Source organism: Mesorhizobium waitakense (assembly GCF_056431085.1).
Genome location: NZ_JBWKME010000062.1, coordinates 20,472 through 43,943 on the forward strand (window position 1 = coordinate 20,472; position 23,472 = coordinate 43,943).

A 23,472-nucleotide genomic window follows, 5' to 3' on the forward strand; every position below is an offset into this window, starting at 1 on the left:
CTACTCCTTCGCGCGATAGGCCTCCGGCACGACGAACACTTCGTCGGCCCGGCCATAGCCGCCGTCGGCGACTTCCTCCACCAGCACCATCGTGTAGGGCCGGACGCCTTCGCCGAAAAAGTCGACGAACATTGCCGTGGTTCGATGGATGAGGTCTTCCTTCTGCGCCTTGGAAAGAGCCGCTTGCGGCATCTTGATGTTGGCGAATGGCATGATCGTTTTCCTTGGTCTTTGAGGGTGGATTTCAGGCTTGGGGATGGAGCAGGTCGGCAAGCCCGATCCGTTCCATGAGTTGCGCGCGAACGCGATCGGCGACCCCATTGACGACCGCCGCACCATCGTCCGCGGGGTCGATGTGCACGCGCAGCGGGCGCCTTCCGTGCGGCATCGCCACGAGGTCGACGATGGCCGCCGCGATATCAGCCGGGTCGGCATCCGCCGGCTCAAGTGCGGTCAGCCCCTTCAGCACCTGCTGATCGACGCCGGCGTAAGGGCCGGACCAGTAGAGCGCGGCGCGCTCTGCATCCGCCGGCGCTGCCGCATGATGAAAGTGCTCGGTGCCCTTGGTGAAGGCGCCCGGCACGACGATGGTCGTCTCGATGCCGAAGCGGGCGAGTTCCAGCGCATAGCTCTGCGCCAGTGCATCCATGCCGGCCTTAGCCGCGAAATAGGCCGCGAGGAAGGGCGGCGTGCCGCCCCGCGTGCTGCTCGAGCCGACCCAGATCATCTGGCCCCTGCCAAGAGAGCGCATATGCGGCAAGGCCGCACGGTTGACGCGCTGTGTGCCGACGACGTTGACATCATAGAGCTGCGCCAGCTGTTCGGGCGCGAAAGCCTCGGTCGGTCCGAACCCCATATGTCCGGCATTGTGGATCAGCACGTCGAGCCGGCCGGCCTCGCCGACGATCAGCCGGACCGCCGCCTCTGCCGAGGCGTCTGAGGTCACATCGAGAGCGATGGGGTAGAGCGCCACGCCCTCATCACGAGCAAATTTTTCCATCTCGGCGGCCGCAGTACCGCCGCGCGCCGCCGGGTCGCGCATCGATGCGTAGACCGTGTGGCCCACCCTTGCGAGCGCCCGCGCGGTCATCGCGCCGAAGCCGCTGGAAGCACCTGTGATCAAGATTGTCTGTTGCATGATTGCCTCCTCAGACCACGCCGCCATTGGCGCGGATGATTTGCCCGTTGACCCAACCGCTATCCGGCCCGGCCAGGAACGACACCAGCCCGGCGATGTCTTCGGGCTGGCCGAGCCGGCCGAGCGGGATCATCTTGCCGATGGCCTCGATTTGCGCCTGGCTCTTGCCGTCCGTGAACAGGGCGGTCTCGATCGGTCCGGGCGCCACCGCGTTGACGGTGACGCGGCGCGCGCCAAGCTCCTTGGCCAGGATGTGGGTCATCGCCTCGACGCCCGCCTTGGTGGCGGCGTAGACGCCGTAACCCGGCTGGTAGAGGCCGACGACGCTGCTTGAGAAGTTGATGATACGACCGCCGTCGCGAAGTCGACGAGCACCTTCCCGCATGCCGCAGAACACACCGCCGAGATTGATCGCGACCTGCATGTCGAACAAGGCATCATCGGTCTCGGCGATCGGCGACGTCTTCATGATGCCGGCATTGTTGACGAGGATGTCGATGCCGCCGAACGCCTTCTCGCCGGCATCGAACAGCCCGGTGAGGCCCGCCGGATCGGCGATATCGGCCTGCACGGCGATCGCCTTGCCGCCGCCGGCTTCGATCGCCCGGACAAGCTCTTCGGCCTCCGCGCGTCCCCGCGCATAGTTGACGACGACAGCGACACCGTCGCCGGCGAGCCGCCGCGCGATGGCGGCACCGATGCCCTTGGAGGCGCCGGTCACGATCGCCGTTCTGGTTTGAGTGCCTGTATCTGTCTGCTGATTTGTCATGGAAGTGTCTCCGCGTTGTTGGTGACACGGATATAGGCCAAGCCATCTTCCGGATAATCAGCCGCCTATTGACATGACTATTCGGAAACTGCGAACAAAGACCATGGATCGTCTGGACACCATGCGGCTCTTCGTTCGCGTTCTGGAGCGGCGCAGCTTCACCGCCGCCGCGGCAGATCTCGGCCTGCCGCGCTCAACCGCGACGGAAGCGATCCGGCGGCTCGAAGAGCATCTCGGCGCGCGCCTGCTGGAGCGAACGACGCGGCAGGTGAACGCCACGCAGGACGGCGAGGCCTATTATCGGCGCTGCCTGTCCATCCTCGCCGAGATCGAGGATGCCGAGGCCGCCTTCCGCAATGCCGAGCCCTACGGGCTGCTGCGCATCGACGCCAGCACGCTGCTCACCCGCACATTCCTGTTGCCGCGCCTGCCCGAGTTTCTCGCGCGCTATTCCCGCATCGACCTGCAGATCGGCCAGAGCGACAGGCTGGTCGATCTCGTGCGCGAGGGCGTCGACTGCGTGATACGCGTCGGCGAGCCGCCCGACAGCGGCATGATCATGCGGCGCCTGGCGATGATCCGCGAGATCACCTGCGCCAGTCCGGCCTATCTCGAACGCCACGGCATGCCGATCTCCCCCGATGCGTTGGATGGTCACCAGGCAGTGGGCTTCGTCTCGTCGCGCACAGGCGAGACCCTGCCATTCGAATTCACCGTCGCCGGCAAGGCCCGCGAGGTCCGGTTGCCGGGCCGCGTTGCGGCCAACAATTCCGACACCGCCGCCGATCTGGCACGGCTTGGACTTGGCCTCATCCAGGCACCGCGCTATCGCTTCGAGAAGGACCTTGCCGATGGGACGCTCGTCGAGGTGCTGGCCGACTACCCGCCCTCGCCGACACCGCTGTCAGCGCTTTACCCGCAAAACAGGCAGCTCTCGCCGCGGCTTCGCGTCTTCCTCGACTGGGCATCGCGCATCTTCGCAGATGCGAACCTTTAGCGGCCGGCATCGACTGTGAAGAAGTCCAAACGGCGCCAGCCCGCTATGCATTGGTTCAGCCTGCGGGCTGAAATGCCGGCATCGGCACGATGCTGAAACTTCAGGCTGGTCTGGAAGGTTAAATTTAAGCGTTTGCTACTAGGATCGACCAACGAGCTATTGTCCAGCAAAGGTACCCGGGTCGAATTGGCCACAACGCGATACAGTCTCGGCCGCTTGAGACAGGCCGTTTTTTCTTCCGCCAACTTGCCGGCGGTAATAGCCTTTGTTGTGCTCATGGTCTGCGCCGTCGTTGCCGACCAGCAGAACAGGAAGGTCTCCGATCAGCTGGCGCGCGCCGATGTGCTGGCCAAGGTCAACGTCATCCGCGCCAAGCTCGAAGGCAACATAAACGGCAATCTTCAGCTTGTTCAGGGGCTCGTCTCGGCCATCGTTACAGAGCCCTACATGGGCCAGCAGAGATTTGCGTCGCTCGCAGGCAATCTGTTCGAGCAGAAATCGCAATTGCACAACATCGCCGGCGCGCCCGACCTGGTCATCTCACTGATGTACCCGATGGAAGGCAACGAGAAGGCAATCGGGCTCGATTACCGCAAGAACGAGGAGCAACGCCTGGCAGCGCTTCGGGCGCGCGACCAGCGCGTGCTGGTATTTGCCGGGCCGGTCAAGCTGGCGCAAGGCGGGCGCGGCTTCATCGGCCGCATCCCGGTCTTCGTGCCGACGGCGGGAGGCGGCGAGCGCTTCTGGGGCATTGTCTCGGCAGTCGTCGATGTCGACCGGCTCTACGCGGCGAGCGGTCTGGCCGACCCCGATCTCGATATCGATGTCGCGCTCACCGGCAAGGATGCGCTGGGCGGCGGGGGCGAACGTTTCTTCGGCAACGCCACGGTCGTCGCCGGCAATCCCGTGTCGGCCGATGTGCAGCTGCCTTCGGGTTCCTGGCAGATTTCTGCCATTCCCAAGGGTGGCTGGCCAGCGGCTCCGAAAAATCAATGGACCTTGCGCGCGCTCATGGCACTTGCCGGCGCGCTGGTGGTGTTGCCGATCCTGGTGGCCGGCCGGCTATTTGGCGAAAGGCAAAGGAACTACGCCGAGTTGAGGCGCCTGTCCGGCCGCCTGGAGCTGGCCCTGGAAGCCTCGGGCATCGGCGTTTGGGAGCACGATCTCGTCACCAACGAACTGCTGTGGGACGACCGCGTCAACGAAATCTATGGCAAGCCAGCCGACGGCAAGCCACGCGGCTATAGCGACTGGGCGCTGGCGATCCACCCCGAGGACATCGAGCGGGCAAAGCAGGACTTCGATTCGGCGGCCGCGACAAAAGGCCCCTACTTCTCGCAATACCGGCTCCTGCGCCCCGACGGCGCCATCCGTCATGTGCGCACGCGCGCAAGTTTCTTCCAGGACATCGGCGGCACGCCCAAGCTGATCGGCGCCGAATGGGACGTGACCAGCGACGTCCTGCTCAATGAGAACCTCATTCGCGAGCGCCAGCTGTCGGAATCGAAGAACGCCGAGCTGAAGCTCGCCAAGGCGCGTATCGAGCATGTGGCGCTGCACGATTCGCTCACCGGCCTGCCCAACCGCCGCTATCTCGACGAGATGCTGGCTGAAGCCGGCCAACACGACCGCATGGCGCTGCTGCATCTCGACCTCGACCGCTTCAAGCAGATCAATGACACGCTCGGCCACGCAGCGGGCGACGCCATGCTGATGCATGCCTCGAGGGTCATCACGGCCAATGCCGGCTCAGCGGATTTCGTTGCGCGCATCGGCGGCGACGAGTTCATTGTGGTGAGCCATGGGCGTGACGATGACGAACTCGCGGCACTCGCCGACCGCATCATCGAGGAGATGCGCCAGCCTGTTTATTATCGGGGCCATCAGTGCCGGTTCGGCGTCAGCATCGGCATTGCCGCCAACAGCGGCGTCGACGCAAAGCAGTTGCTCGTCAACGCCGATCTCGCGCTTTACCGGGCGAAAGGCCGTGGCCGCAACCGCTACGAGTTCTTCAACGAGGAACTGCAGAGCGAGATCGTGCGGACCAAGCAGGTCGCCGACGAGATCCTGGGCGGGCTGGAGCGGGATGAATTCGTCGCCTACTACCAGCCGCAGTTCGACGCCAAGACGCTCGAGATCGTCGGCGTCGAAGCGTTGTCGCGCTGGAAGCATCCGCGACGCGGCATCCTGACCCCCGACGCCTATCTCAAGGTGGCCGAAGAGCTCAATGTCGTGGCGCTGATCGACCGCATCGTACTCAAAGATGCGCTGGAGAATTTCGAGCGCTGGTCGCACAGCCATCTCAACATCCCGCGCGTCTCGGTCAACGTCTCGGCCAGGCGCCTGGAGGACAAGGACCTGATCAAGGGTTTGCGCGAGCTCGCCATCAAGCAAGGAACCGTGTCGTTCGAACTGGTGGAGTCCATCTTCCTCGACGAGAACGACGATCTGGTCACCTGGAACATCGAGCACATCAAGGAGCTCGGCATCGACATCGAGATCGACGATTTTGGCACCGGCTATGCCTCGATCGTCTCCCTGCTCAAGCTGCAGCCGCGTCGCCTCAAGATCGACCGCCAACTGGTCACGCCCATTACCGGCTCAACGGCGCAGCGACAGCTGGTGTCGTCGATCATCGAAATCGGCAAATCGCTCGGCATCGAAGTGGTTGCCGAGGGCGTCGAGACGATGGAGCATGCGCGCATCCTGAAGGAGCTCGGCTGCGATATCCTGCAAGGCTACTTTCTTGGCCGCCCGATGGAGGCGAAGGCCTTCAAGACCTTTGCCCAGTCGCGCAAATGGCTGGCCGCGGGGTAGTGCCCAGGCGCCCTAGCTCCTTAGCCCCGGCGCCTCATGCCCCGTCCGCTCGACATATTCGGTATAGCCGCCGCCATAGGTGTGGATGCCTTCTGGCGTCAGCTCCAGCACGCGGTTGGAAAGTGCCGCCAGGAAATGCCGGTCGTGCGAGACGAACAGCATGGTGCCTTCGTACTGCGAAAGCGCCGTGATCAGCATCTCCTTGGTGGCGATGTCGAGGTGGTTGGTCGGCTCATCCAGCACCAGGAGATTGGGCGGGTCGAACAGCATCAAAGCCATCACCAGCCGTGCCTTCTCGCCGCCTGACAGCACCCGGCATTTCTTCTCGATTTCGTCGCCGGAAAAGCCGAAGCAGCCGGCGAGTGCCCTGAGCGGCGCCTGGCCGGCCTGCGGGAACGCGTCCTCCAGCGTCTGGAACACGGTGCGCTCGCCTTCCAGCAATTCCATGGCGTGCTGGGCGAAATAGCCCATCTTGACGCTTGGGCCGCGCGCCACGGTGCCGGCGTCGGGCTCGGAAGCACCGGCAACGAGCTTCAACAGCGTCGACTTGCCGGCGCCATTGACGCCCATGATGCACCAGCGCTCGCGGCGGCGGACCTGGAAATCCAGCCCTTCATAGATGCTGCGGCTGCCATAACCCTTGTGGACGCTCTTCAGCGTCACGACATCCTCGCCACAGCGGGGCGCCGGCTGGAAGTCGAACGACACCGTCTGGCGGCGCTTGGGCGGCTCGACGCGGTCGATCTTGTCGAGCTTCTTCACCCGGCTCTGCACCTGGGCGGCGTGCGAGGCTCGCGCCTTGAAGCGCTCGATGAAGGCGATCTCCTTGGCCAGCATCGCCTGCTGGCGCTCGAACTGCGCCAGCTGCTGTTTGTCGGCGATCGCCCGCTGCTGCTGGTAGAATTCGTAATTGCCGGAATAGGCGGTCAGCGAACCGGCGTCGATCTCGACCACCTTGTTGACGATGCGGTTCATGAACTCGCGGTCGTGCGAGGTCATCAGCAATGCGCCATCATAGTTCTTCAGGAAAGATTCCAGCCAGATCAGGCTTTCGAGGTCGAGATGGTTGCTCGGCTCGTCGAGCAGCATGGCGTCGGGCCGCATCAGAAGAATGCGGGCCAGCGCCACGCGCATCTTCCAGCCGCCGGAGAGTTTGCCGACATCGCCGTCCATCATCTCCTGGCTGAAACCCAGGCCATCGAGCACCTCACGCGCGCGGCCGTCCAGCGCATAGCCATCGAGCTCCTCGAAACGGTGCTGCGCCTCGCCATATCTGGCGATGATGTCGTCCATCTGGTCGGCCTGGTCGGGGTCGGCCATGGCGGCCTCGAGTGCGGCCATCTCGGCCGCCACGTCGCTCACCGGCCCGGCGCCGTTCATCACTTCGGCCACAGCGCTGTGGCCTTCCATGTCGCCGACATCCTGGCTGAAATAACCGATGGTGACACCGCGATCGACCTGCACCTGGCCTTCGTCGGGCTGTTCCTGCCCGGTGATCATGCGAAACAGCGTCGTCTTGCCGGCGCCGTTGGGGCCGACGAGGCCGACCTTCTCGCCCTTCTGCAGCGCCGCCGACGCTTCGATGAAGACAAGCTGACGGCCATTCTGCTTGCTGATGCTTTCCAGTCTGATCATGCGATTTCCGGGGGGCTTGGAACTTGGAAGGATTTTCCCCGGGGCCATACGCGATGGCGGGCGCCAGAGGAAGAGGCGCAAGCGCCGCAGCGGCAGCACTTCCCTCCTTCTTGTGGGAGAAACCAAGACCGTCCCCGGACACAATCCAGAAACAAGATTCAACAGTTCGGAAAAACTGGCGAAAAGATCGGCTGGCATAAGCATCCCGCGGCGGCCGGAATGGTCGCGGCACAACGCCAACGGATGTCACCGGCAATGCAACGAGGTTTGAACGGATGGACGGGTGCCCTGCTCGGCATGTCGCTTGCCGTCACCGCGATCGGACCGTCGGAAGCAAAAGCCGCCATCACCCGCAGCGAGCACTGCGACCGGCTCAGTCATCAACTCGACGAAGTCATCCAGACCAAAGCCGAGACAGCCGAGGTCGCCGAGGCAACGACACTGCAGAAGACAGCCATCCGCTTCTGTGCCGAGCGCAAGCAGGCGCAAGGCATCAGGACGCTGGCCAACGCTCTGGAGCTGCTTGGGGTGACGCCGGACGATGAGGCTGAGTGAGACCAGATCTATGAAACCAGTTTTTGAAGCCCAGGCTTTCAACACGTCAAGAAGCACCCCCCACAAGAAGGACGGCAGCAAGCTCGCCAAGGCTTATTGATCGCCCTTCTCTCTGACTTCCTCCCAGGGAAAGGCCGCCACTCGCAAAAGCGAGGGCGGCTTTTTTCTTGCGCGGTTTTTCGAAAGCTGGCATTCCGCCCAGAACTGCGTGAAATCAAGACCTTACAGCGGTTCAACGATTCAACAAGTGAGCCGTCCGAAACCAGACAGCGGTTGAATCTGTGCTCCGCCGATCATGCCCGCGTCCGGGATCCTCACCACGGCAGCCTTTTGCCGTCGCGAAAGAAACCGCCGGTCGGACCGTCATCCGCCAAGGTCGCCGCCCAGACGATGCCCGCTGCTCCTTGCGCCACCGGGCGCCCGCCCGGCCCGCCCATGTCGGTGGCGACCCAGCCCGGGCAGACGGCGTTGACCAGCACGCCGGCGCCGCGCAGTTCGGCCGCCAGCACGCAGGTCAGCGCGTTGAGGGTGGCCTTCGATGTCGAATAGGCCGGCGCCCCCGCCCCCATCGAGGCCAGCGAACCACCCTCGGAAGAAACGTTGACCAGCCTGCCATGGCCACCGGCCTTGAGCAGCGGCGCGAAGGCGGACGCGGCCCGCCAGGCGCCAAAGACATTGGTCTCAAACGCTTCGCGGATGTCAGTCCAGTCCGGCAGCAAGGCCCGCGAACCGGCGTCGTAATGGATCGCGGCGTTGTTGATCAGCACGTCGAGACGGCCGAACCGGCGCTCGACATCCGCCGCCGCCCGTACTGCCGCGTCGGGCGCCGCGACATCGAACGCGATAGCCTCGACATGGCCATCGAGCCCTCGTGCCGCCGCTTCGCCTTTGGCGAGGTCGCGCACGCCGAGCAGAACGGTGAAGCCGAGCTTCGCCAACTGGCGCCCGGTCTCGAGCCCGATGCCGCGATTGGCGCCGGTAACCAGCGCGACTTTGTTGGATTGCGTGTTCACGTGCTGCTCCCGGGATCTCGATTGCTTCGCGAGAAAGATGGCACGAGCGGAAGTGATCTATTAGGTGGCGGGGATCGCAGTCTTCATGCGATGGCGTGCAGGAATCGGGTGGTGGCCTGGCGGCGCGCCATGCGATGGTTGATCCATCACGAGGACCAGCCATGCTCACGCTTCATGATTATCTGCCATCGCAGAATGGCTGGAAGGTCCGGGTTCTGCTCGGGCTGCTCAATATCCCCTATGACAGACGCATGGTCTCGATTTTCGAGGGCGAGAGCCACACCGACGCCTTCCTTGAACTCAATCCTGCCGGTGCCGTACCGGTGCTTCAGCTCGAAGACGGCAGCGCCATCGCCGAATCCAATTCGATCCTGACTTACCTCGCCGAAGGGACGCCCCTTCTGCCGGCGGACCGCTATCAGCGCGCCAAAGTCATGCAGTGGCTGTTCTTCGAACAGTACAACGTCGAACCGGTCATCGGCTCGCTGCGCTTCTGGACCTTGACCGGACGCCTCGAGCGCAACCAGGGCATGGTTGCAGGCAAGCGCGAAGCCGGAGCCCGGACACTCGCCGCCTTGAACCGCAGCCTTGGCGACAGCCCGTTTCTCATCGGAAACGATTTCAAGATCGCCGATATCGCTGTCTATGCCTACAGCCATCGCGCCGAGGATTGCGGCTTCTCACTGGGCGACTATCCAGCGCTCATGGGGTGGGTTGGCCGCGTGCGCGACGCCATCGGTCCCGGCTATCCGGTCCATCCCTACAGCGTTGACCCATATTCCGGGGCCTGAAAGCCACTCCGGCGGAGCCGGGGACCTGTCTGTTTACACCGCAGTAGAATAGGGATATTTTATATCCTTAATAAAGCTCGGTCAGTATCGACCCCGGAATTCATTGATGATCCTGAAAAGCCAAGTCGAATGGGCGCTGCACTGCTGCGCTATTCTCGCAGGCCTGCCTGCCGGCCGCTATCTCTCGACAAAAGCTCTTGCCGAGTTCCACGGCCTTCCCAAGGAGTATCTATCCAAGGCCCTGCAAAGCCTGTCGCAGGCGGGCCTGGTGCATACGACGCTGGGTCCGTCAGGTGGATATCGATTGGCGCGGACACCGGCCGAACTGACCTTCCTGGATATTGTCGAAGCGGTAGAGGGCAAGTCGCCGACGTTCGTGTGCAACAACATCCGAGCAAACAACCCGTGTCGTCCGCAGGGCTATTGCGAAAGCAGCCCTTGCGCGGTGTCGCGCATCATGTGGGAAGCCGACGAGGCATGGCGTGCAAAATTGCGCAGCGTCAAGCTTTCCGATCTCACCGAGGCCCTGGCGCAGGAGATCCCAGCCGAACTCTGGAAGAGCAGCTTTGAATGGGTGCTGGAGCGCGCCGGATGAATGGAAATGGCAGATCGTGACGGATGGCTAGTCCTTCTTACAGACAACAGGCGGGCCATCGGGCACCCTGAGGATGCCACGCACCCAACATGGCCTCGCCGACATGATTTCCGTCTACCGGAACGGCCGGACACCAGGTGCCCGGCCTCTTCGGCCTACTTGTCTGGTCGGTCTACTTCTTGACCGGATAGGTCAGTTCTTTCTGGTTGGTGTCGACCACGAAGACTGCCAGTAGTTTCGCTGGCTTGGTCTTGCTGCCGTTCTCGCTCACACTGTGGCGGTCACCCGGCAGCTCCGAAAAGCTCTCGCCGGCCTTGTAGACCTTGACCGGGCCATCATTGACCTGGCTGCGGATGGAGCCTTCCAGAACCGTCGCATAGATGAAGGCGGAGGTCGGATGGGTGTGCGCTTCCGAGTGACCGCCGGGACCATATTCGACCAGAATGCCCTTGATGCTCTTGCCGGGGACATTCGGCAGTTCATGCTCATAGACGAGCGTGACTTTCGCGGCCTTCCCGCCTGTCTCCTCGGCTGCGGCCGGGCTTGCCAAGGCAGCCGTGACGATAAGGGCGGCGACGATTGATTTGATCATTTCGAAACTCCTTTCATGCGTTGAGTGGAACGCTGCGCTGCGGCGCATCGTGACGGTCATTTCCGCGCCGAGGTGGCAAACCACTGCTCGAAGGTGATGCGGCCGAGACGGGGATTGTTGTCGGAGACGAGCGACGTGTCGTTCAGCCTCGCGCCGAAATAGAGCGCATCCGGATCAGTCACGACCGTGCGAGGATCGCCGGCAGCCTTCAGGTAGCGGGCGACGAGCTCGCTCATTCGCACACGCTCCGGACCGGAAATCTCGATCATGCCGTTGATCGGCGCGGCGAGCGCGATACCGGCCATGACGTCGGCGACGTCATCGGACGCGATGGGTTGTACATAGGCCGGCGACAGATGCACGGCGTCGCCGACCGTACCCGATTGGGCGATGCCAGCCAGGAACTCCATGAACTGCGTGGAGTGAACGATGGTGTAGGGAATGCCGGACGCCTTGATCAGCTTTTCCTGGGCGAGTTTGGCACGGAAATAGCCGACGTCCTGCAGGCGTTCGGTTCCGACGACCGAGAGCGCGATGTGATGCTTGACGCCGGCAGCCTTGTCCGCCGCGAGCAGATTGCGGCCCGACGTCTCGAAGAACTCCATCGCGGCCTTGTCCTCGAAAGAGGGTGAGTTGGCGAGGTCGATCACGACCTCGGCGCCCGCGAGCGCTTCCTTCAGACCTTCGCCGGTGATGGTGTTGACACCGGTATTCGGGGAGGCGGCGATCACCTCGCAGCCCTGCTTGCGCAGGCGTTCGACTGTCTTGGAACCGATGAGGCCGGTGCCCCCGATGATGACGATTTTCATAAGACTTCTCCGTTAGCGGCCGCCACGTCGCGCCGCATCGATTGATGGGAATGCCAGAAGGGCGGGGTTAGTTCAGGCCTGCCTTGTCGAGGCGGTAGAGTTTATCCGCAGAGCCGGGCACGGTCTTGAAGGCGACGTTAGCACGGTTCCAGGCGTTGATGGCCATGATCGAGAAGGTCAGGTCGGAGATTTCCTTTTCCGAAAGCTGCCCACGCACCCGCTCGTAGAGTTCGTCCGGAATACCGCCCTCGGGGAGCTTCGTGACGGCTTCAGTCCAGGCAAGGGCGGCGCGTTCACGAGGAATGAAAAGGTTTGATTCACGCCAGATGGCGACATGGTAGAGCCGCAACTCGCTCTCGCCGTGGATCTTTGCTTCCTTGACATGCATGTCGAGGCAGAAGGCGCAGCCATTGATCTGGGACGCCCGGATATGGACCAGATCGCGGATCTTCTCTTCGATCACGCTGCGCGCCTCGGCCATGCTGAAGTCGAGAAACTTCTTGAATAGCTCAGGCGATTGTTGGGCGACGTTCAGGCGCTGTGTCACTGCTCTCTCCTTTTGAGGACATTTAATATCCTTAAGGATATATGATATCCATAATCCTGTAAAGCGCCTCCCGCCTGGGATGCGGGACATAAGGTTTATGTCGAATAGTATGGGTGAGAGTGGACATCGTATCGGGATTGCGAACGTTCCCGCGAGTGGCGGAGACAGGGTCCTTCTCGGCGGCGGCGAATGATCTCGATCTGACGCAGCCGGCCTTAATCAGCGCCTTGATCGACTGCATGGCACCCGAAAGCCCGAGGCGGCCAATACCCACCGTGGCTGGAGCAATTCCGAGAAAGTGCGAAACGGGTGCGGCTAAACGCAAAGCGCCGGCAGTGCGGCGCCTGAAAGGATTACTTCTTGCCCTGCGGATGGATCGTCTCGCCGCGCTTCAGCATCGCGACGAAGGTCTCGATCTTCTTCTTGCGGCCAGCTTCGGTCTTCATGTTGTGGGTCCGGAAGGCAAGCGCGAAGCGGTTCTGTGCGCTGAGCTTTGCCAGCATCTCTTTCGCCTTGGGTTCGGCATCTATGGCTGCCTGCAGGTCATCGGGGATTTTCATCTCCTTGCCGCTGCCGTAGGCGCGCGCCCAGCGGCCATCGGCCTTGGCTCCCTCGACCTGTCTCAGCCCATGCTCGGTCATGCGACCCTCCTCGACCAGCCGCGCGACATTGTCGATGTTGATCAGGCTCCAGATGCTCTTCCTGCCGCGCGGCGTGTAGCGCTGCAAGAAACTGTTGTCGTCGAGCCCCTTGCGCACCGCGTCGATCCAGCCGAAGCACAGCACCACGTCGATGGCCTCCTTCGGCGTGATCGACTTCAGCCCCGACCCCACCTTGTGGATCTTGATCCACACCTCGGTTTCCGCAGCGTGGTGCTTGCCGAGCCAGGCGTGGAAGCTGGCCGCGTCCGGGAACTCCCTGACCTTGTCGGGATCGACCTTGACCGGCGCCATCAGCCGGCCTGCCCGCTCGCTGCGCTTGTCGCTCGGATCACCCTCATCTTGCCTCCAGCATCGTGCCAAACATCATCCGTCAGCATCGTGATATGGGCCCCTGTCAGTTTTCGGCAGCAGCAAAGCCTGCTGGCGGATGACGATGGAACGCACCACCCATCGCCGCGTTCCGGCTTCAGTGCAACCGCCGGATGGAGGTTCCCGATGACAATCCAGACCATTTTCGCCCATGTCAGCTGCGCCGACCTCGAATCGAGCATCGGCTGGTATGCAAAGCTGTTCGGCAAGGCGCCGTTGCGCCGGCCGATGCCGGGCTTGGCCGAATGGCAGTTCAGCGACAGCGCTGAGGTGCAGCTCTTCGAGGACAGGGACAAGGCCGGTACCAGCACGCTGACGCTCGGCGTGCTGCCGCTGGCGCCCGAGCGGCAGCGGCTGATGGATGCAGGCCTCGAGCCCGGCCCGATCGAGGAAGCCGACGATTTCTACATCATGCGCCTGCGCGACCCCGACGGGAACCTGGTGGTGTTTGCGAGTGCGCAACGCGACTAGGCCGCCCCTCGGCCGAAAATATTTTCCTCCACCCGCTGTCGAAATCTCGCAGACCTGCGATGGTCCTGTTCCACACGCTTGGGAACACATCATGAAATCTCTGCTCTTCGCCCTGGCGATGCTGTTGCCCACAGCTGCCCTCGGCGAACCGATCGACACCCTGAAAATCATCACGGCGGTGACCGGCGACTTCAACGGCGACGGCGCCGTCGACCTTGCCATGGTCGTCGAGACCCAGCCCGGCAATCCGATGGACATCCACTTCTTCCTCAGGGACAAGGAGCACAATTACCTCAAGCCCGTCGAAATCGTGCACGAGCAGATCCTCGGCGAATGGAACGGTTACGACCGGCCGGGCTACGAAAATTCAGACACCGAGCCGGAACTGACGATGCTGCCGAACGGGTCGATCAAGTTCTATCTGCCGGCGATGCCGATCGGCGGCCAGCGGACCAACATGACGCTGACCATCGCCTGGCGCAACGGTGCCTTCATCGTCGCCGGTTTTGCCTATGACTACGAGGACTTCCAGCAGGATAATGTCGCCAGCGCCTGTGAGTACAACGTGCTGACCGGCAAGGGCACCAGCAGCAAGACGCAGCCTGACGGCAGCTCGAAGCACAGGACTGTCTCGGTGGAAGGCCGGACCGTCGCCTTCAAGGACTGGAACCCGGGTGCTGATTTCAGCGCTTGCGACGGGTGACCGGCGTCTCTTTGACCGGCTTCAGTTCGGTGGCGGCGCTGTCGGCGTCAATCCGTGCCGGCGCATGATGTCCATCATTTTGAGCTTGTCCGGCGGGCCGCCGGCGGCAGCGTTGAGCACCGCAAAGGCCTCGCGAAAATAGTCCGGGCCGATCGCCGCCGGCGTGATGACGCAAAGCGCCTTGGCATCCCTGGTGCCATTGTTGTCAAACCGGTGTACGGCGCCGCGTGGAATGCACAGCGCCTCCCCTGGCCCGACCTCGATCGCCTTGCCGTCGACGGTCCAGGTCAACACCCCGTCTACGCCGTAGATCGTCTCTTCGTAGTGGTCGTGGCTGTGCGCCGGCGCCGGCAGCCGCTGCGCGCCGGGCACCATCAATTCGAAGGCGGCGACGCTGCCGTTCGAACTGTCGCCTGACACCAGGAAGCGAACCGACAGCCCCTTGGTACCGATGGTTTCGTTGGCTGGATTGACCTGAAGATCCAAGGCTGGCATTGCATAAGCTCCCGGAGTAAATTACATTTACCACCTATGAGTAAACTGAATTTACCGGATCGTCAATGGCCACATCCGCTGAAGTTTTGCAGACCAGGACCGAGGACCTGCTGATCGGCGCGCTGCTGCGCGTGCCGGCGCAGGCGATCCAGCGCCGGCTGATCAAGGAGCTCAACGCCGCCGGCTTCGACGAATTGCGCCTGCCGCATATGGCGGTGCTGCAGTTTCCCGGGCCGGACGGCGCGCGCCCGGGCACCATCGCCGAGCGCGCAGGCATGAGCAAGCAGGCCATCAACCAGCTGCTCAGCAGTCTCGAAGGTTACGGTTATCTCATGCGCTCCGACATTCCGGGCGAAGGCAGTGCGCGCGTGGTGCGGTCCACCGAACGCGGACACGCCGCATTCTGGAAAATGGTCGATATCCTGCGCGACATCGAGGAAGAGTGGCGCACCGAGCTCGGACCGGAACGCTTTGCCCAGCTGAAAGCGCTGTTGTTTGTCGTCTGGGACAGCCCGCTGGCGCGGTGAGCGGCCACCAGCCGACTCTGCGTGGTCGAGCTTCCATTGCTCACGGACTAAGGTCCATCGGCATTTCCGATAGCGCCATCGGGTTCTTCCGTTTCCCCGCGCCTCACCGAACTGCCAATCCCTGCCCTTGTCCATCCAAACAAAGGCAGAGCGAAATGAGCATTTCAAATCAGAAAATCCTGATCGTCGGCGGCGGCTCCGGCATGGGTCTGGCGCTGGCGCGGCGATGCGTCGAGGCCGGTGCCGAGATCGTCATCGCCGGGCGCGACGAGGACCGGCTGCGGCAGGCATGCAAGGCGCTGGGCAACCCTGCCGGCCTTGAGGTGGCCGCTGTCGACATCGCGCGGGAAGACCAGGTGGCTGGGCTGTTCGCGCGGATCGGCGGGCTCGACCACGTCGTCAGCACCGCCGCCGACATCGAAGGCGCCTACCGGCTGTTGCCGGCGCTTGACCTGAAGGCAGCGCAAAGGGTGGTGGAGAGCAAGCTTTACGGCCCGCTGCTGCTCGCCAAGCATGGCGCACCACGGCTTGGCCCCACAGGGTCGATGACCTTCGTCTCCGGCATCGCCGCCTATCGGCCGGCAGCACGCGGCTCCGTTGTTGCCGCCGTCAACGCGGCGCTCGAAGGGCTGGTGCGGGCGCTCGCCGTGGAGCTGGCGCCAATCCGCGTCAACGCCGTGTCACCCGGCTGGGTCGACACCACGATCTGGGCGCAGGTCGCCGGTGACAGAAAGGCCGAGACGCTGGCCGCGATGGCCGAACGGCTGCCGGTCGGCAGGGTCGGCCAACCCGCCGATATCGCCGACGCCATCTTCTTCCTGATCGGCAATGGTTTCACCACGGGAACGACGCTGCATGTCGAGGGCGGCCACCGTCTTGTCTAGGATGGCCCAGTGCGAGGAATTTCTTTTAAAGCAAGGCTTTGAAGCAGTTCGCCGATTCAGGCTCTGAACTGATTTGAGAGCGTTCCGTAGCAGGCGCTAGCGTGTCCCGCGCGGCGGCAAGAAGCTGCCTGAGCGCCGGCGGCTGAACGCGCCGACGCCGCCAGATCATCGCCAGCGGCGCCGTCCGCATCTGGCCGGGCCACGACATTTCGACGAGGTCGCCACGCGCCAGCGCCTCGCTCACGGCAAGGCGCGGCACGAGGCCCAGCCCCGCGCCGGCCGCCACAAGCCGTGCGATGGTGCCGATGCTGCCGACCTCTGCGGCAAGCCTGGGCGCGGCGATGTTCGCCTCGGCGAAGGCGGTGTCGAACATGTGCCGGTAGATGCAGCCGGGCTCCGTTGCCACGAAGCGCAACGTCGCAAGCGCGGCCAGGTCGCATGGCGCTGGACCCTGCCCCGGGGCCGCGACAAGCACCAGCGGTTCGGCCACGATCGTGCGTCTGACGAAATGGTCACTGGAGCCGCCCGCGTCGCGACGGTCGAAGCAGAAGGCGACGTCGATGTCGCCATCCTCCAGCAAATGCCGGAGCGCGCCGCTGTCCGCCACCTTCATCCGCACGGCGATGTCGGGATGGCGGGCCTGAAACCCGGCCAGCCATGGCGACAGCCGGGCCGACGCAATCGTCTCCAGCGCGCCAATGGTCAGTGCCCCGCTGGTCTGTCCGGCCGCCGCCTGCACGGCCGCGCGCGCCTCGCCATCGAGCCGCAACAGGTCTTCGGCAATGGGCTTCAGCGCCAGTCCCGCCAATGTCAGGTCGAGACCCGATTTCGAGCGCGTGAACAGGGCAGCGCCAAGCTCGGCCTCGAGCGACTGGATCTGGTCGCTGACACTCGATTGCGCCAGATGAACCGCCTCGGCGGCGCGCGTGACGTTGCGGCTCCGCGCCACCGCGAGGAAGGTCTTGAGCAATCTGGGATGCACGAATTGCCCCGGCCGATGCCTACTGCAGCTGCGGCTTCTTGAGGAAACTGCCGCGGTCGGCCGATTTGACGCGCAGCCAGGTTTCGCGGCCATCGCGCAGCACCCGCATCGGGATCTCCGCGCCGGCCGAGCCGCTCTCCCACAGCTTGCGATAGAAATCGGCCAGCCCATCGACCGCGCCGTCACGGATGTCGGAAATGATGTCGCCCTGCCGCAGGCCGGCTTTGGCGGCCGGGCCGCCTTCGGTAACGCTCATCACCACCACCTTGCCGTCGCTTTCGGCCGACAAGGCGCCGAGCCACGGGCGCGGCGGCCTGGCCACATGGCCGCGCGTCAAGAGATCGTCGAGAATGGGCGGCAAAAGGTCGATCGGCACCACCATATTGATGTCGGCGACCTCGCCGTTGCGGCTCATCTGCAGGCGCAGCGAACCGATGCCGAGCAGCGAGCCGTCGGCGCCGAACAACCCGGCGCCACCCCAGGACGGATGCGCGGGCGCGATGAAGATCGCCTCGTCGAGCAGATACTCCCAATAGCCCGCGAATTCCTGCTTGGTGACGATCCTGGCCTGCACCGACTGGCCGACGCCGTCGGCCAGCACGACTGCGTCGCCGATCCTGGCCTTGCCGGCATCGCCGAGCGCCACCGCCGGCAGGCCGAGCGGCGCCAGCGCCTGCACCAGGCCGAAGCCCGATTCCTGGTCATAGGCCAGCGCGTGCGCCGGGATGACGCGGCCGTCATGACTGGTCAGCCAGACCTCTTCCGCTTCGGTGATGAGATAGCCGATGGTCAGCACCAGCCCGTCGTTGCGGATGACGACACCGCTGCCTTCCCTGAGCGTGCCCAGAGCACCCGCCGTAAAGGCATCCTCCGGAACGGTGGCCCGCACGGCAACGACCGAGCGCGGATTGGGATTGATGGTCATGCTGTCATTCCTGGATAGGTGATAATTCTATAGGTATGCCGCAAGGGAGATGGTGCAAGGGGTGAGAAGCGGTTCGCGCGGCCACTGGCATGATGAATTCGCTTCGCGATCCGGCTGATCACCCCACCAGGGGAAGGGAAAACGGAGCCTCCGTCAACAATAGTTCAACGCAAGTTGAACTTCCCCCTCTGAAACCCTAGTTGTAGGGCGACCTGCCCATCCTTCCCCACGAGGCCCCGAGATGACCGACTACACCCCGCCGAAAGTATGGACCTGGAGCAAGGCGAATGGCGGCGCCTTTGCCAGCATCAACCGGCCGATCGCCGGGCCGACGCACGACAAGGACCTGCCAGTCGGCAAGCACCCGCTACAGCTCTATTCACTGGCGACGCCGAACGGCGTCAAGGTGACCGTCATGCTGGAGGAACTTCTGGCCCGCGGCCACCAGGGCGCCGAATATGATGCCTGGCTGATCCGCATCAACGATGGCGACCAGTTCGGCAGCGGCTTCGTCGAGGTCAATCCCAATTCAAAGATTCCCGCCTTGATGGACCGCAGTGGCAAGACCCCGGTGCGCATCTTCGAATCCGGCTCGATCCTCGTCTATCTCGCCGAAAAATTCGGCGAATTCCTGCCGACCGAACAGCCGGCCCGCGCCGAGGTGCTGTCCTGGCTATTCTGGCAGATGGGTTCGGCACCTTATCTGGGCGGCGGCTTCGGCCATTTCTACGCCTATGCGCCGGAGAAGTTCGAATATGCCATCGACCGCTTCTCGATGGAGGTAAAGCGCCAGATGGACGTGCTCGACCGTCGGCTGGCCGAGTCCGAATATCTCGGTGGCAAGGACTACAGCATCGCCGACATGGCGGTTTGGCCCTGGTATGGCGGGCTGGCGCTCGGCCGCATGTACAATGATTCCGGCGAGTTTCTGTCCGTGCAGGCGTATAAGCACGTTCAGCGCTGGGCCAAGGCGATCGACGCACGCCCGGCGGTCAAGCGCGGCCGCATGGTCAATCGCGCCTTCGGTGAACCCGCCATGCAGCTGCATGAGCGCCACGACGCCCGCGACTTTGAGACGAACACGCAGGACAAGCTGGCCGCCGAATAGACCACGGCAAAGCCTGCCTCAAAGGAAAGCCCGCCACCGACGCGAATGTCGGGTGACGGGCTCCTCCCAAGACAACCCAACGCGGGCAATCCCGGTGTGTCGGCCCATGCGTCGGGCCCCACTCAGTGCAGGACTTCGACGATCTGGCGTGTCTCTGGATCGACCAGAACGGTCTGGTCATTGATCACGGCGACGCGATATTTGACGTCGGGCACCTGACGCAATTCGACCGTGTCGGGCACCGACGAGCCAAGCTTGAGTTCGACGCCCAGCAGGTTCACCGACGCAAGCGGCTCCTTCTTGATGTATTGGCGAACGACAGTCTCCTGCTCCGGCTGGACGACGACGACGTTTTCCGCCATCGCCACGCCAATGCCGCCCATCAGGACGATCGCGGCCGCAGCACTCGAAAGATAATGTTTCATCATAACCTCCATTGTATTCATCGGAACTCCGCCCTGGATGAAAACTCCGCCGCCACCGTGAGGTTCCATTTCAATTCCCGAATTGAAAGCATCACGAAATCGCCTGATATTAACGCTTGTTGACCTAGCTATCGGTCTAAGAGGCACAAAAGCTTCCGGAGTTCGTAGATAAATTATGCAGATCGGTGCTGAATCGCACACAGAACTGCCGACAGCTACACGGGTCACCGGAGAACGCCGCATGGCCTCAATATTTTCGTTGCCTAGCCAACGTAGAGCGCACCGTGTCGTTCCAGCCGCTTGTTTTCGCCGAAAGCACGAAAGAGGCCCGCCTTGCTGGGAGCAAAGCGGGCCTTAGACGGTGTGGCCGGAGGTGGCAGTCCTCACAGGTCACACTCAAAACGCGAAGCGCTGGCGCTTGGTTCCAGCCTTGGCATACTGCGCCCCCGTGGCGGCGGTGGTGGCGGCCGTTGCCGCGCTGTGCCTGCGACGTCAGGGCTGCCAGCGCGGGCTATTTTTGGTGCCGCGATTGCGGCGAAGACGCTTGGCCGGCTAAGTTTTTTCCCGATCCTGACCCCGCGAAACGACCGCGTCATTATATCGCGTTTGACTAAAATACCGGAACGTCCAATGCACATTGCCGGAACCGAACAGGGCCCCCCGGACCTTTGCGGCCGGCACCTAAGACCTTGGTCCTAGACGAAAACGCAAACGGCCGATGTGGCCCGGATTGACGTCCGGAGAAGGGAACATCTCGCTTTGGCTGTCGTTTGTCGCGATGTCGCCGGCGCCGCCGGATCCATATCGGGAGGACAGAACGATGCCGCATCGATCCACCGTCGTCAAAACAGGCAACGGCCCGGTCACGGCGATTGCAGTGCTGATGGTGGGATTGATGGCGGTGGGGATGGTGTTTCTCGTCCTGGGCGGCGCGCTCTACCTCAACGAGCAGCCGTCGGATCAACGTGCGCTGTCGTCCCTTCCCGCCCGATCGATTCAGGCGACCGATCGCAACGCGGCAAACTGATCGGACTGCGCGCTCGGCGGAACATCCAGCCGCCTTTTCGAATCGACAGCGACCCGCCGGCCAGTTTGGCGTTGAGGAAAATCGTCCGATGCGGCGAAAGAGAAAACTGTTTCGCGCCGTGATGACCAGGACGCCGAATCTGCACTTTAGTCCCGGCCTATTCCGCTTTCGCGGAAGTGTCGGCCGGCGGGCGATGTGCAATGATGTCAATGCGGCGGTACGAGCCGCCCTGGTTGACGCGGGCGCCCGAGCCATCCCAACAATGCGCCCCCCCGTCCGCGTCGACCACGGCAGGCGCTTGGCGGTCTCGTCCGGTCCGCAGTGCTGGACAAGTTGTCGCGCGAAGTGACGATCAGCCTGCCGCCAAATTCCTTACAGCTTCAGCCGCCGACCAGCGCCTTGGTCGTCACCAGATTGACGCCGGCCTCGGCGAATTCATCATTGTGGCGGTCGATGATCTGCTGGGCGCTCTCACTGGCGCTGTCCAATGTGCTGTGCGCATCGGAGACCACGGTGACGCCGAGCCCTCTGGCCATCGCGCCCTTGACGGTCGCAGCCACGCAAAAATCGGTCTGCGCGCCCAGCAGCACGACAGCACCGGCGCCCTGCCCGGCTACCCAGTCGCCAAGGGCTGCATTGCTGAAGGCATTGCCGACGCTCTTGGCGAAAGTCGGCTCGTCCACGGCCTGGCCGAGAGCGGGCCACACCGGCCAACCCGGTTCACCCGGCGCCAGCGGATCGCCCGCCGGTCCGTCATGCCTGACAAAGGCGACCTTGCGCTCGCCGCGCCGCGCCCAGTCGATCACCGCCCGGGCACGCTCGGCAATGGCTGACGCGTCATGGATCGGCGGCTCGTGCACGCCGTCGAACATGCCGGTCTGCAGGTCGATCACGATGAGCGGCGCTTTGTCCGCGAGGCTGGATGCTGACATGGTTTTTACATAGCACGGCGGGCAAGGTGATCAAGATTCCATTCACCCCGGCGCCCCTGCAAACAGCACCACGCCGTCGCCGCCTGCGGCCGGCCAGTCGCGGATGGTACGGTCGTAGCCGCCGGTCAGCACCGTGCCGTCGGCGGCGAAGGCCACCGCATAGATCGGGCCCGTCTGGCTGTCGAACATGGCGACCTGATTGCCCGTTTCCATGTCCCACAGGCGCGCCGTGCCGTCGAGCGAACCGGAGACCAGGCGCTTGCCGTCGACCGACAGCGCCAGCGTGTAGACGGTGCCCTCATGGCCCTCGAAGCGGCGCACTTCGCGGCCGCTGTCGAGATCCCACAGCTTGATCGTGTAGTCTCCACTGCCGGTGATCAGATGATGGCCGTCGGCGGTGAACACGGCGCCATAGGTGCCTTGCTCATGCCCGTGCCAGCTGCGCAGCTGCTTGCCGCTGTCGATGTCCCAGAGTTTGAGCGTGCCATCGATGCTGCCCGAGACGGCGCGAGTGCCGTCGGGCGAGACGGCGACAGCGCTGACCGACCAGTCGTGCCCGCTCATCACATGCAGCACGGTGCCCTTTTCCAGGTCCCAGACGATGACGTTGCCGGTCTCGTGGCCGGTCACAGCGCGCTTGCCGTCGGGGCTGATCGCCAGCTTGTTGACACCGCCATTCTCGCCCGCCGAAAAGACATGCAGCACAGCGCCATCGGAAAGTTTCCGCTGCACCATCTCGCCGTCGTCGCCGGCGGTCAGCGCGCTGACGCCATCGGGCATGAACAGCGCCGTGCGCACCATATCCTTGTGGGCGCCGAGGGTGCGGATCAGATGCTTGCCGGCGATGTCCCAGAGCTTGATCGTGTGGTCGGTGGAAGCGCTCATGATCGAGTGCCCGTCGGTCGCCACGGCCAGCCAGACGACAGCGTCGCGATGACCCTCGGGCTCGGTCGGCAGCGGTGGCGGAGGCGGGGGCAGAGGCGCGACGGTCGGTGGCGGGATCACAGCGACCTCCGGCGGTGTCGGAACGGCGGGCGTAGGCAGTGTCGGCGGCGCGAGCGCAGGCGGTGTCGGCGGCGGGTTGACCGCTTCCAGTGGTGGGGCGGGCGGAGATGGGGCCGGCGGCGCGGCTGCCGGTGGAACTGCCGGTTCCTGGACCGGCGGCGCGCTGGCGACGTCCTGCCCCTTCGGCTCGGCAGGCTTGAGTTCATTCTGCTTGGGCTCGGCGAGCTTGGGCTCGCCGGGCTGGCTGGCAATTTCGCCACCGCGATCATGCCAGGGGCCGAACCTGTCGACGGCCAGCACCGCAAGCACAACCAATGGCAGGGCGAGAAACACCTTGCGCAGGCCGGGCCTGCCGGTGTCCTGCACTTCCGCCGCCCGACCGAACAGCGGCGCGCCGGCCTGATGGTTCGGGCGCCCCGGCAGACGACCTGCCCAGAACAGCAGAGCGCCAATCAGGCAAGCGAGTGCCACCACCAGCAATGCGGCCAACCGGATGGAGGCGGAAGCCCCGGCGGAAGGCGAGACACCGCGCCAGACGACGACGGCATCGCCAAGCACCAGATAGGCGCGCCAGACGCAAGCCACGGCCACCACCAGCAGGATGATTGCAATCAGCCTGTCGACGACTCTGTTCATCGGCCCCCCTCGGCGCCATCGCAGGCTTCGCCCCACGCCGCAAAGTTCAGTTCCCGAGATTAC

The 23,472-nt window shown here is 63.8% G+C and carries 27 protein-coding genes and 1 pseudogene; 12 read left to right on the forward strand and 16 right to left on the reverse strand.

Features of this window, described 5'->3' with window-relative positions:
* The 3 genes from AC07FD_RS14530 to AC07FD_RS14540 are packed head-to-tail and all read right to left on the reverse strand — an operon-like array spanning position 1 to position 1,907.
* Positions 1 to 213: a tautomerase family protein gene (locus AC07FD_RS14530; RefSeq protein ID WP_127263805.1), complete on the reverse strand. Its 213-nt coding sequence runs from the start codon at positions 211 to 213 to the stop codon at positions 1 to 3.
* 31 nt (positions 214 to 244) lie between these two features.
* Positions 245 to 1,141 (reverse strand): SDR family oxidoreductase, encoded by an 897-nt coding sequence (locus AC07FD_RS14535; protein ID WP_478350462.1) that lies wholly within the window; start codon positions 1,139 to 1,141, stop codon positions 245 to 247.
* A 7-nt stretch (positions 1,142 to 1,148) separates the two neighbouring features.
* Complete coding sequence (locus tag AC07FD_RS14540) at positions 1,149 to 1,907, reverse strand: SDR family oxidoreductase (RefSeq protein WP_478350381.1); 759 nt, start codon at positions 1,905 to 1,907, stop codon at positions 1,149 to 1,151.
* Positions 1,908 to 2,010: 103 nt separating this feature from the next.
* Here AC07FD_RS14540 and AC07FD_RS14545 point away from each other — a divergent pair, with 103 nt between their 5' ends.
* Positions 2,011 to 2,904, forward strand: coding sequence for a LysR family transcriptional regulator (locus AC07FD_RS14545; RefSeq protein WP_478350382.1), 894 nt, complete (start codon positions 2,011 to 2,013; stop codon positions 2,902 to 2,904).
* On the opposite strand, the gene AC07FD_RS14550 is transcribed toward AC07FD_RS14545, so the two are convergent.
* Positions 2,901 to 3,182 (reverse strand): hypothetical protein, encoded by a 282-nt coding sequence (locus tag AC07FD_RS14550; RefSeq protein WP_478350383.1) that lies wholly within the window; start codon positions 3,180 to 3,182, stop codon positions 2,901 to 2,903. The genes AC07FD_RS14545 and AC07FD_RS14550 overlap by 4 nt on opposite strands.
* Between AC07FD_RS14550 and AC07FD_RS14555 the strand changes: the two genes are divergently transcribed.
* A complete protein-coding gene (locus tag AC07FD_RS14555) occupies positions 3,181 to 5,721 on the forward strand; it encodes a bifunctional diguanylate cyclase/phosphodiesterase (protein WP_478350384.1) in 2,541 nt (846 codons plus the stop codon). The two genes, AC07FD_RS14550 and AC07FD_RS14555, sit on opposite strands and share 2 nt — an antisense overlap.
* Positions 5,722 to 5,733: 12 nt before the next feature.
* On the opposite strand, the gene AC07FD_RS14560 is transcribed toward AC07FD_RS14555, so the two are convergent.
* Positions 5,734 to 7,356: an ABC-F family ATP-binding cassette domain-containing protein gene (locus AC07FD_RS14560; protein ID WP_478350385.1), complete on the reverse strand. Its 1,623-nt coding sequence runs from the start codon at positions 7,354 to 7,356 to the stop codon at positions 5,734 to 5,736.
* 255 nt (positions 7,357 to 7,611) lie between these two features.
* Between AC07FD_RS14560 and AC07FD_RS14565 the strand changes: the two genes are divergently transcribed.
* Positions 7,612 to 7,911 (forward strand): hypothetical protein, encoded by a 300-nt coding sequence (locus AC07FD_RS14565; RefSeq protein ID WP_095091227.1) that lies wholly within the window; start codon positions 7,612 to 7,614, stop codon positions 7,909 to 7,911.
* A 314-nt stretch (positions 7,912 to 8,225) separates the two neighbouring features.
* Here the strand turns inward: AC07FD_RS14565 and AC07FD_RS14570 are convergent, their stop codons facing one another.
* On the reverse strand, positions 8,226 to 8,924 hold the full coding sequence (locus tag AC07FD_RS14570) for an SDR family NAD(P)-dependent oxidoreductase (RefSeq protein ID WP_478350386.1): 699 nt from the start codon (positions 8,922 to 8,924) through the stop codon (positions 8,226 to 8,228).
* Between the two features lie 161 nt (positions 8,925 to 9,085).
* Here AC07FD_RS14570 and AC07FD_RS14575 point away from each other — a divergent pair, with 161 nt between their 5' ends.
* Entirely contained in the window at positions 9,086 to 9,715 is a 630-nt protein-coding gene (locus AC07FD_RS14575) for a glutathione S-transferase family protein (protein ID WP_478350387.1), read from the forward strand.
* Between the two features lie 106 nt (positions 9,716 to 9,821).
* Positions 9,822 to 10,310: an RrF2 family transcriptional regulator gene (locus tag AC07FD_RS14580; protein ID WP_477301524.1), complete on the forward strand. Its 489-nt coding sequence runs from the start codon at positions 9,822 to 9,824 to the stop codon at positions 10,308 to 10,310.
* Between the two features lie 172 nt (positions 10,311 to 10,482).
* Here the strand turns inward: AC07FD_RS14580 and AC07FD_RS14585 are convergent, their stop codons facing one another.
* From AC07FD_RS14585 to AC07FD_RS14595, 3 genes are all read right to left on the reverse strand, one after another.
* On the reverse strand, positions 10,483 to 10,902 hold the full coding sequence (locus tag AC07FD_RS14585; RefSeq protein ID WP_478350388.1) for a cupin domain-containing protein: 420 nt from the start codon (positions 10,900 to 10,902) through the stop codon (positions 10,483 to 10,485).
* A 56-nt stretch (positions 10,903 to 10,958) separates the two neighbouring features.
* A complete protein-coding gene (locus AC07FD_RS14590) occupies positions 10,959 to 11,711 on the reverse strand; it encodes an SDR family oxidoreductase (RefSeq protein WP_095091224.1) in 753 nt (250 codons plus the stop codon).
* A 67-nt stretch (positions 11,712 to 11,778) separates the two neighbouring features.
* On the reverse strand, positions 11,779 to 12,258 hold the full coding sequence (locus tag AC07FD_RS14595; protein ID WP_457152168.1) for a carboxymuconolactone decarboxylase family protein: 480 nt from the start codon (positions 12,256 to 12,258) through the stop codon (positions 11,779 to 11,781).
* 119 nt (positions 12,259 to 12,377) lie between these two features.
* Here AC07FD_RS14595 and AC07FD_RS14600 point away from each other — a divergent pair.
* Positions 12,378 to 12,473, forward strand: a pseudogene (locus AC07FD_RS14600) (helix-turn-helix domain-containing protein); the annotation flags it as partial.
* 138 nt (positions 12,474 to 12,611) lie between these two features.
* Here AC07FD_RS14600 and AC07FD_RS14605 read toward each other — a convergent pair.
* Complete coding sequence (locus AC07FD_RS14605; RefSeq protein ID WP_478350463.1) at positions 12,612 to 13,211, reverse strand: YdeI/OmpD-associated family protein; 600 nt, start codon at positions 13,209 to 13,211, stop codon at positions 12,612 to 12,614.
* A 204-nt stretch (positions 13,212 to 13,415) separates the two neighbouring features.
* On the opposite strand from AC07FD_RS14605, the gene AC07FD_RS14610 reads away from it, so the two are divergent.
* Entirely contained in the window at positions 13,416 to 13,760 is a 345-nt protein-coding gene (locus tag AC07FD_RS14610) for a VOC family protein (RefSeq protein ID WP_478350466.1), read from the forward strand.
* 91 nt (positions 13,761 to 13,851) lie between these two features.
* Positions 13,852 to 14,463 carry a hypothetical protein gene (locus AC07FD_RS14615; RefSeq protein WP_478350389.1) on the forward strand — a complete coding sequence of 204 codons (612 nt, stop codon included), beginning with the start codon at positions 13,852 to 13,854 and terminating at the stop codon, positions 14,461 to 14,463.
* Positions 14,464 to 14,484: 21 nt separating this feature from the next.
* Here AC07FD_RS14615 and AC07FD_RS14620 read toward each other — a convergent pair whose 3' ends face one another.
* Positions 14,485 to 14,958: a cupin domain-containing protein gene (locus tag AC07FD_RS14620; RefSeq protein WP_478350390.1), complete on the reverse strand. Its 474-nt coding sequence runs from the start codon at positions 14,956 to 14,958 to the stop codon at positions 14,485 to 14,487.
* Positions 14,959 to 15,023: 65 nt separating this feature from the next.
* On the opposite strand from AC07FD_RS14620, the gene AC07FD_RS14625 reads away from it, so the two are divergent.
* Both AC07FD_RS14625 and AC07FD_RS14630 read left to right on the forward strand, forming a co-directional pair.
* The gene (locus AC07FD_RS14625) at positions 15,024 to 15,485 is read left to right on the forward strand and encodes a MarR family winged helix-turn-helix transcriptional regulator (RefSeq protein WP_478350391.1); all 462 of its coding nucleotides are present in this window, start codon (positions 15,024 to 15,026) and stop codon (positions 15,483 to 15,485) included.
* A 155-nt stretch (positions 15,486 to 15,640) separates the two neighbouring features.
* Positions 15,641 to 16,369 carry an SDR family oxidoreductase gene (locus AC07FD_RS14630; protein ID WP_478350392.1) on the forward strand — a complete coding sequence of 243 codons (729 nt, stop codon included), beginning with the start codon at positions 15,641 to 15,643 and terminating at the stop codon, positions 16,367 to 16,369.
* Positions 16,370 to 16,394: 25 nt separating this feature from the next.
* Here AC07FD_RS14630 and AC07FD_RS14635 read toward each other — a convergent pair whose 3' ends face one another.
* Positions 16,395 to 17,351, reverse strand: a complete 957-nt coding sequence (locus AC07FD_RS14635) for a LysR family transcriptional regulator (protein ID WP_478350393.1) — start codon at positions 17,349 to 17,351, stop codon at positions 16,395 to 16,397.
* A 19-nt stretch (positions 17,352 to 17,370) separates the two neighbouring features.
* Complete coding sequence (locus AC07FD_RS14640) at positions 17,371 to 18,276, reverse strand: S1C family serine protease (RefSeq protein ID WP_095091217.1); 906 nt, start codon at positions 18,274 to 18,276, stop codon at positions 17,371 to 17,373.
* Between the two features lie 241 nt (positions 18,277 to 18,517).
* Here AC07FD_RS14640 and yghU point away from each other — a divergent pair, with 241 nt between their 5' ends.
* Positions 18,518 to 19,384, forward strand: a complete 867-nt coding sequence (gene yghU, locus AC07FD_RS14645) for a glutathione-dependent disulfide-bond oxidoreductase (protein WP_478350394.1) — start codon at positions 18,518 to 18,520, stop codon at positions 19,382 to 19,384.
* A gap of 122 nt (positions 19,385 to 19,506) precedes the next feature.
* On the opposite strand, the gene AC07FD_RS14650 is transcribed toward yghU, so the two are convergent.
* Entirely contained in the window at positions 19,507 to 19,809 is a 303-nt protein-coding gene (locus AC07FD_RS14650) for a DUF1236 domain-containing protein (RefSeq protein WP_477226733.1), read from the reverse strand.
* A gap of 820 nt (positions 19,810 to 20,629) precedes the next feature.
* On the opposite strand from AC07FD_RS14650, the gene AC07FD_RS14655 reads away from it, so the two are divergent.
* Positions 20,630 to 20,836, forward strand: coding sequence for a hypothetical protein (locus AC07FD_RS14655; protein WP_477226732.1), 207 nt, complete (start codon positions 20,630 to 20,632; stop codon positions 20,834 to 20,836).
* A 380-nt stretch (positions 20,837 to 21,216) separates the two neighbouring features.
* On the opposite strand, the gene AC07FD_RS14660 is transcribed toward AC07FD_RS14655, so the two are convergent.
* Together AC07FD_RS14660 and AC07FD_RS14665 are read right to left on the reverse strand one after the other, a co-directional pair.
* Positions 21,217 to 21,768, reverse strand: a complete 552-nt coding sequence (locus tag AC07FD_RS14660; protein ID WP_478350395.1) for an isochorismatase family protein — start codon at positions 21,766 to 21,768, stop codon at positions 21,217 to 21,219.
* Between the two features lie 42 nt (positions 21,769 to 21,810).
* The gene (locus tag AC07FD_RS14665; RefSeq protein ID WP_478350396.1) at positions 21,811 to 23,409 is read right to left on the reverse strand and encodes a WD40 repeat domain-containing protein; all 1,599 of its coding nucleotides are present in this window, start codon (positions 23,407 to 23,409) and stop codon (positions 21,811 to 21,813) included.
* Positions 23,410 to 23,472: the final 63 nt, after the last annotated feature.

Excerpts from the sequence above, each read along its gene's own strand:
- AC07FD_RS14530 (WP_127263805.1), bottom strand. The coding sequence starts at position 213 with ATGCCATTCGCCAACATCAAGATGCCGCAAGCGGCTCTTTCCAAGGCG.
- AC07FD_RS14540 (WP_478350381.1), bottom strand. The coding sequence starts at position 1,907 with ATGACAAATCAGCAGACAGATACAGGCACTCAAACCAGAACGGCGATC.
- AC07FD_RS14545 (WP_478350382.1), top strand. The coding sequence starts at position 2,011 with ATGGATCGTCTGGACACCATGCGGCTCTTCGTTCGCGTTCTGGAGCGG.
- AC07FD_RS14555 (WP_478350384.1), top strand. The coding sequence starts at position 3,181 with ATGGTCTGCGCCGTCGTTGCCGACCAGCAGAACAGGAAGGTCTCCGAT.
- AC07FD_RS14550 (WP_478350383.1), bottom strand. The coding sequence starts at position 3,182 with ATGAGCACAACAAAGGCTATTACCGCCGGCAAGTTGGCGGAAGAAAAA.
- AC07FD_RS14560 (WP_478350385.1), bottom strand. The coding sequence starts at position 7,356 with ATGATCAGACTGGAAAGCATCAGCAAGCAGAATGGCCGTCAGCTTGTC.
- AC07FD_RS14565 (WP_095091227.1), top strand. The coding sequence starts at position 7,612 with ATGCAACGAGGTTTGAACGGATGGACGGGTGCCCTGCTCGGCATGTCG.
- AC07FD_RS14575 (WP_478350387.1), top strand. The coding sequence starts at position 9,086 with ATGCTCACGCTTCATGATTATCTGCCATCGCAGAATGGCTGGAAGGTC.
- AC07FD_RS14580 (WP_477301524.1), top strand. The coding sequence starts at position 9,822 with ATGATCCTGAAAAGCCAAGTCGAATGGGCGCTGCACTGCTGCGCTATT.
- AC07FD_RS14585 (WP_478350388.1), bottom strand. The coding sequence starts at position 10,902 with ATGATCAAATCAATCGTCGCCGCCCTTATCGTCACGGCTGCCTTGGCA.
- AC07FD_RS14590 (WP_095091224.1), bottom strand. The coding sequence starts at position 11,711 with ATGAAAATCGTCATCATCGGGGGCACCGGCCTCATCGGTTCCAAGACA.
- AC07FD_RS14605 (WP_478350463.1), bottom strand. The coding sequence starts at position 13,211 with ATGGCGCCGGTCAAGGTCGATCCCGACAAGGTCAGGGAGTTCCCGGAC.
- AC07FD_RS14610 (WP_478350466.1), top strand. The coding sequence starts at position 13,416 with ATGACAATCCAGACCATTTTCGCCCATGTCAGCTGCGCCGACCTCGAA.
- AC07FD_RS14615 (WP_478350389.1), top strand. The coding sequence starts at position 13,852 with ATGAAATCTCTGCTCTTCGCCCTGGCGATGCTGTTGCCCACAGCTGCC.
- AC07FD_RS14620 (WP_478350390.1), bottom strand. The coding sequence starts at position 14,958 with ATGCCAGCCTTGGATCTTCAGGTCAATCCAGCCAACGAAACCATCGGT.
- AC07FD_RS14625 (WP_478350391.1), top strand. The coding sequence starts at position 15,024 with ATGGCCACATCCGCTGAAGTTTTGCAGACCAGGACCGAGGACCTGCTG.
- AC07FD_RS14630 (WP_478350392.1), top strand. The coding sequence starts at position 15,641 with ATGAGCATTTCAAATCAGAAAATCCTGATCGTCGGCGGCGGCTCCGGC.
- AC07FD_RS14640 (WP_095091217.1), bottom strand. The coding sequence starts at position 18,276 with ATGACCATCAATCCCAATCCGCGCTCGGTCGTTGCCGTGCGGGCCACC.
- yghU (WP_478350394.1), top strand. The coding sequence starts at position 18,518 with ATGACCGACTACACCCCGCCGAAAGTATGGACCTGGAGCAAGGCGAAT.
- AC07FD_RS14650 (WP_477226733.1), bottom strand. The coding sequence starts at position 19,809 with ATGAAACATTATCTTTCGAGTGCTGCGGCCGCGATCGTCCTGATGGGC.
- AC07FD_RS14655 (WP_477226732.1), top strand. The coding sequence starts at position 20,630 with ATGCCGCATCGATCCACCGTCGTCAAAACAGGCAACGGCCCGGTCACG.
- AC07FD_RS14660 (WP_478350395.1), bottom strand. The coding sequence starts at position 21,768 with ATGTCAGCATCCAGCCTCGCGGACAAAGCGCCGCTCATCGTGATCGAC.
- AC07FD_RS14665 (WP_478350396.1), bottom strand. The coding sequence starts at position 23,409 with ATGAACAGAGTCGTCGACAGGCTGATTGCAATCATCCTGCTGGTGGTG.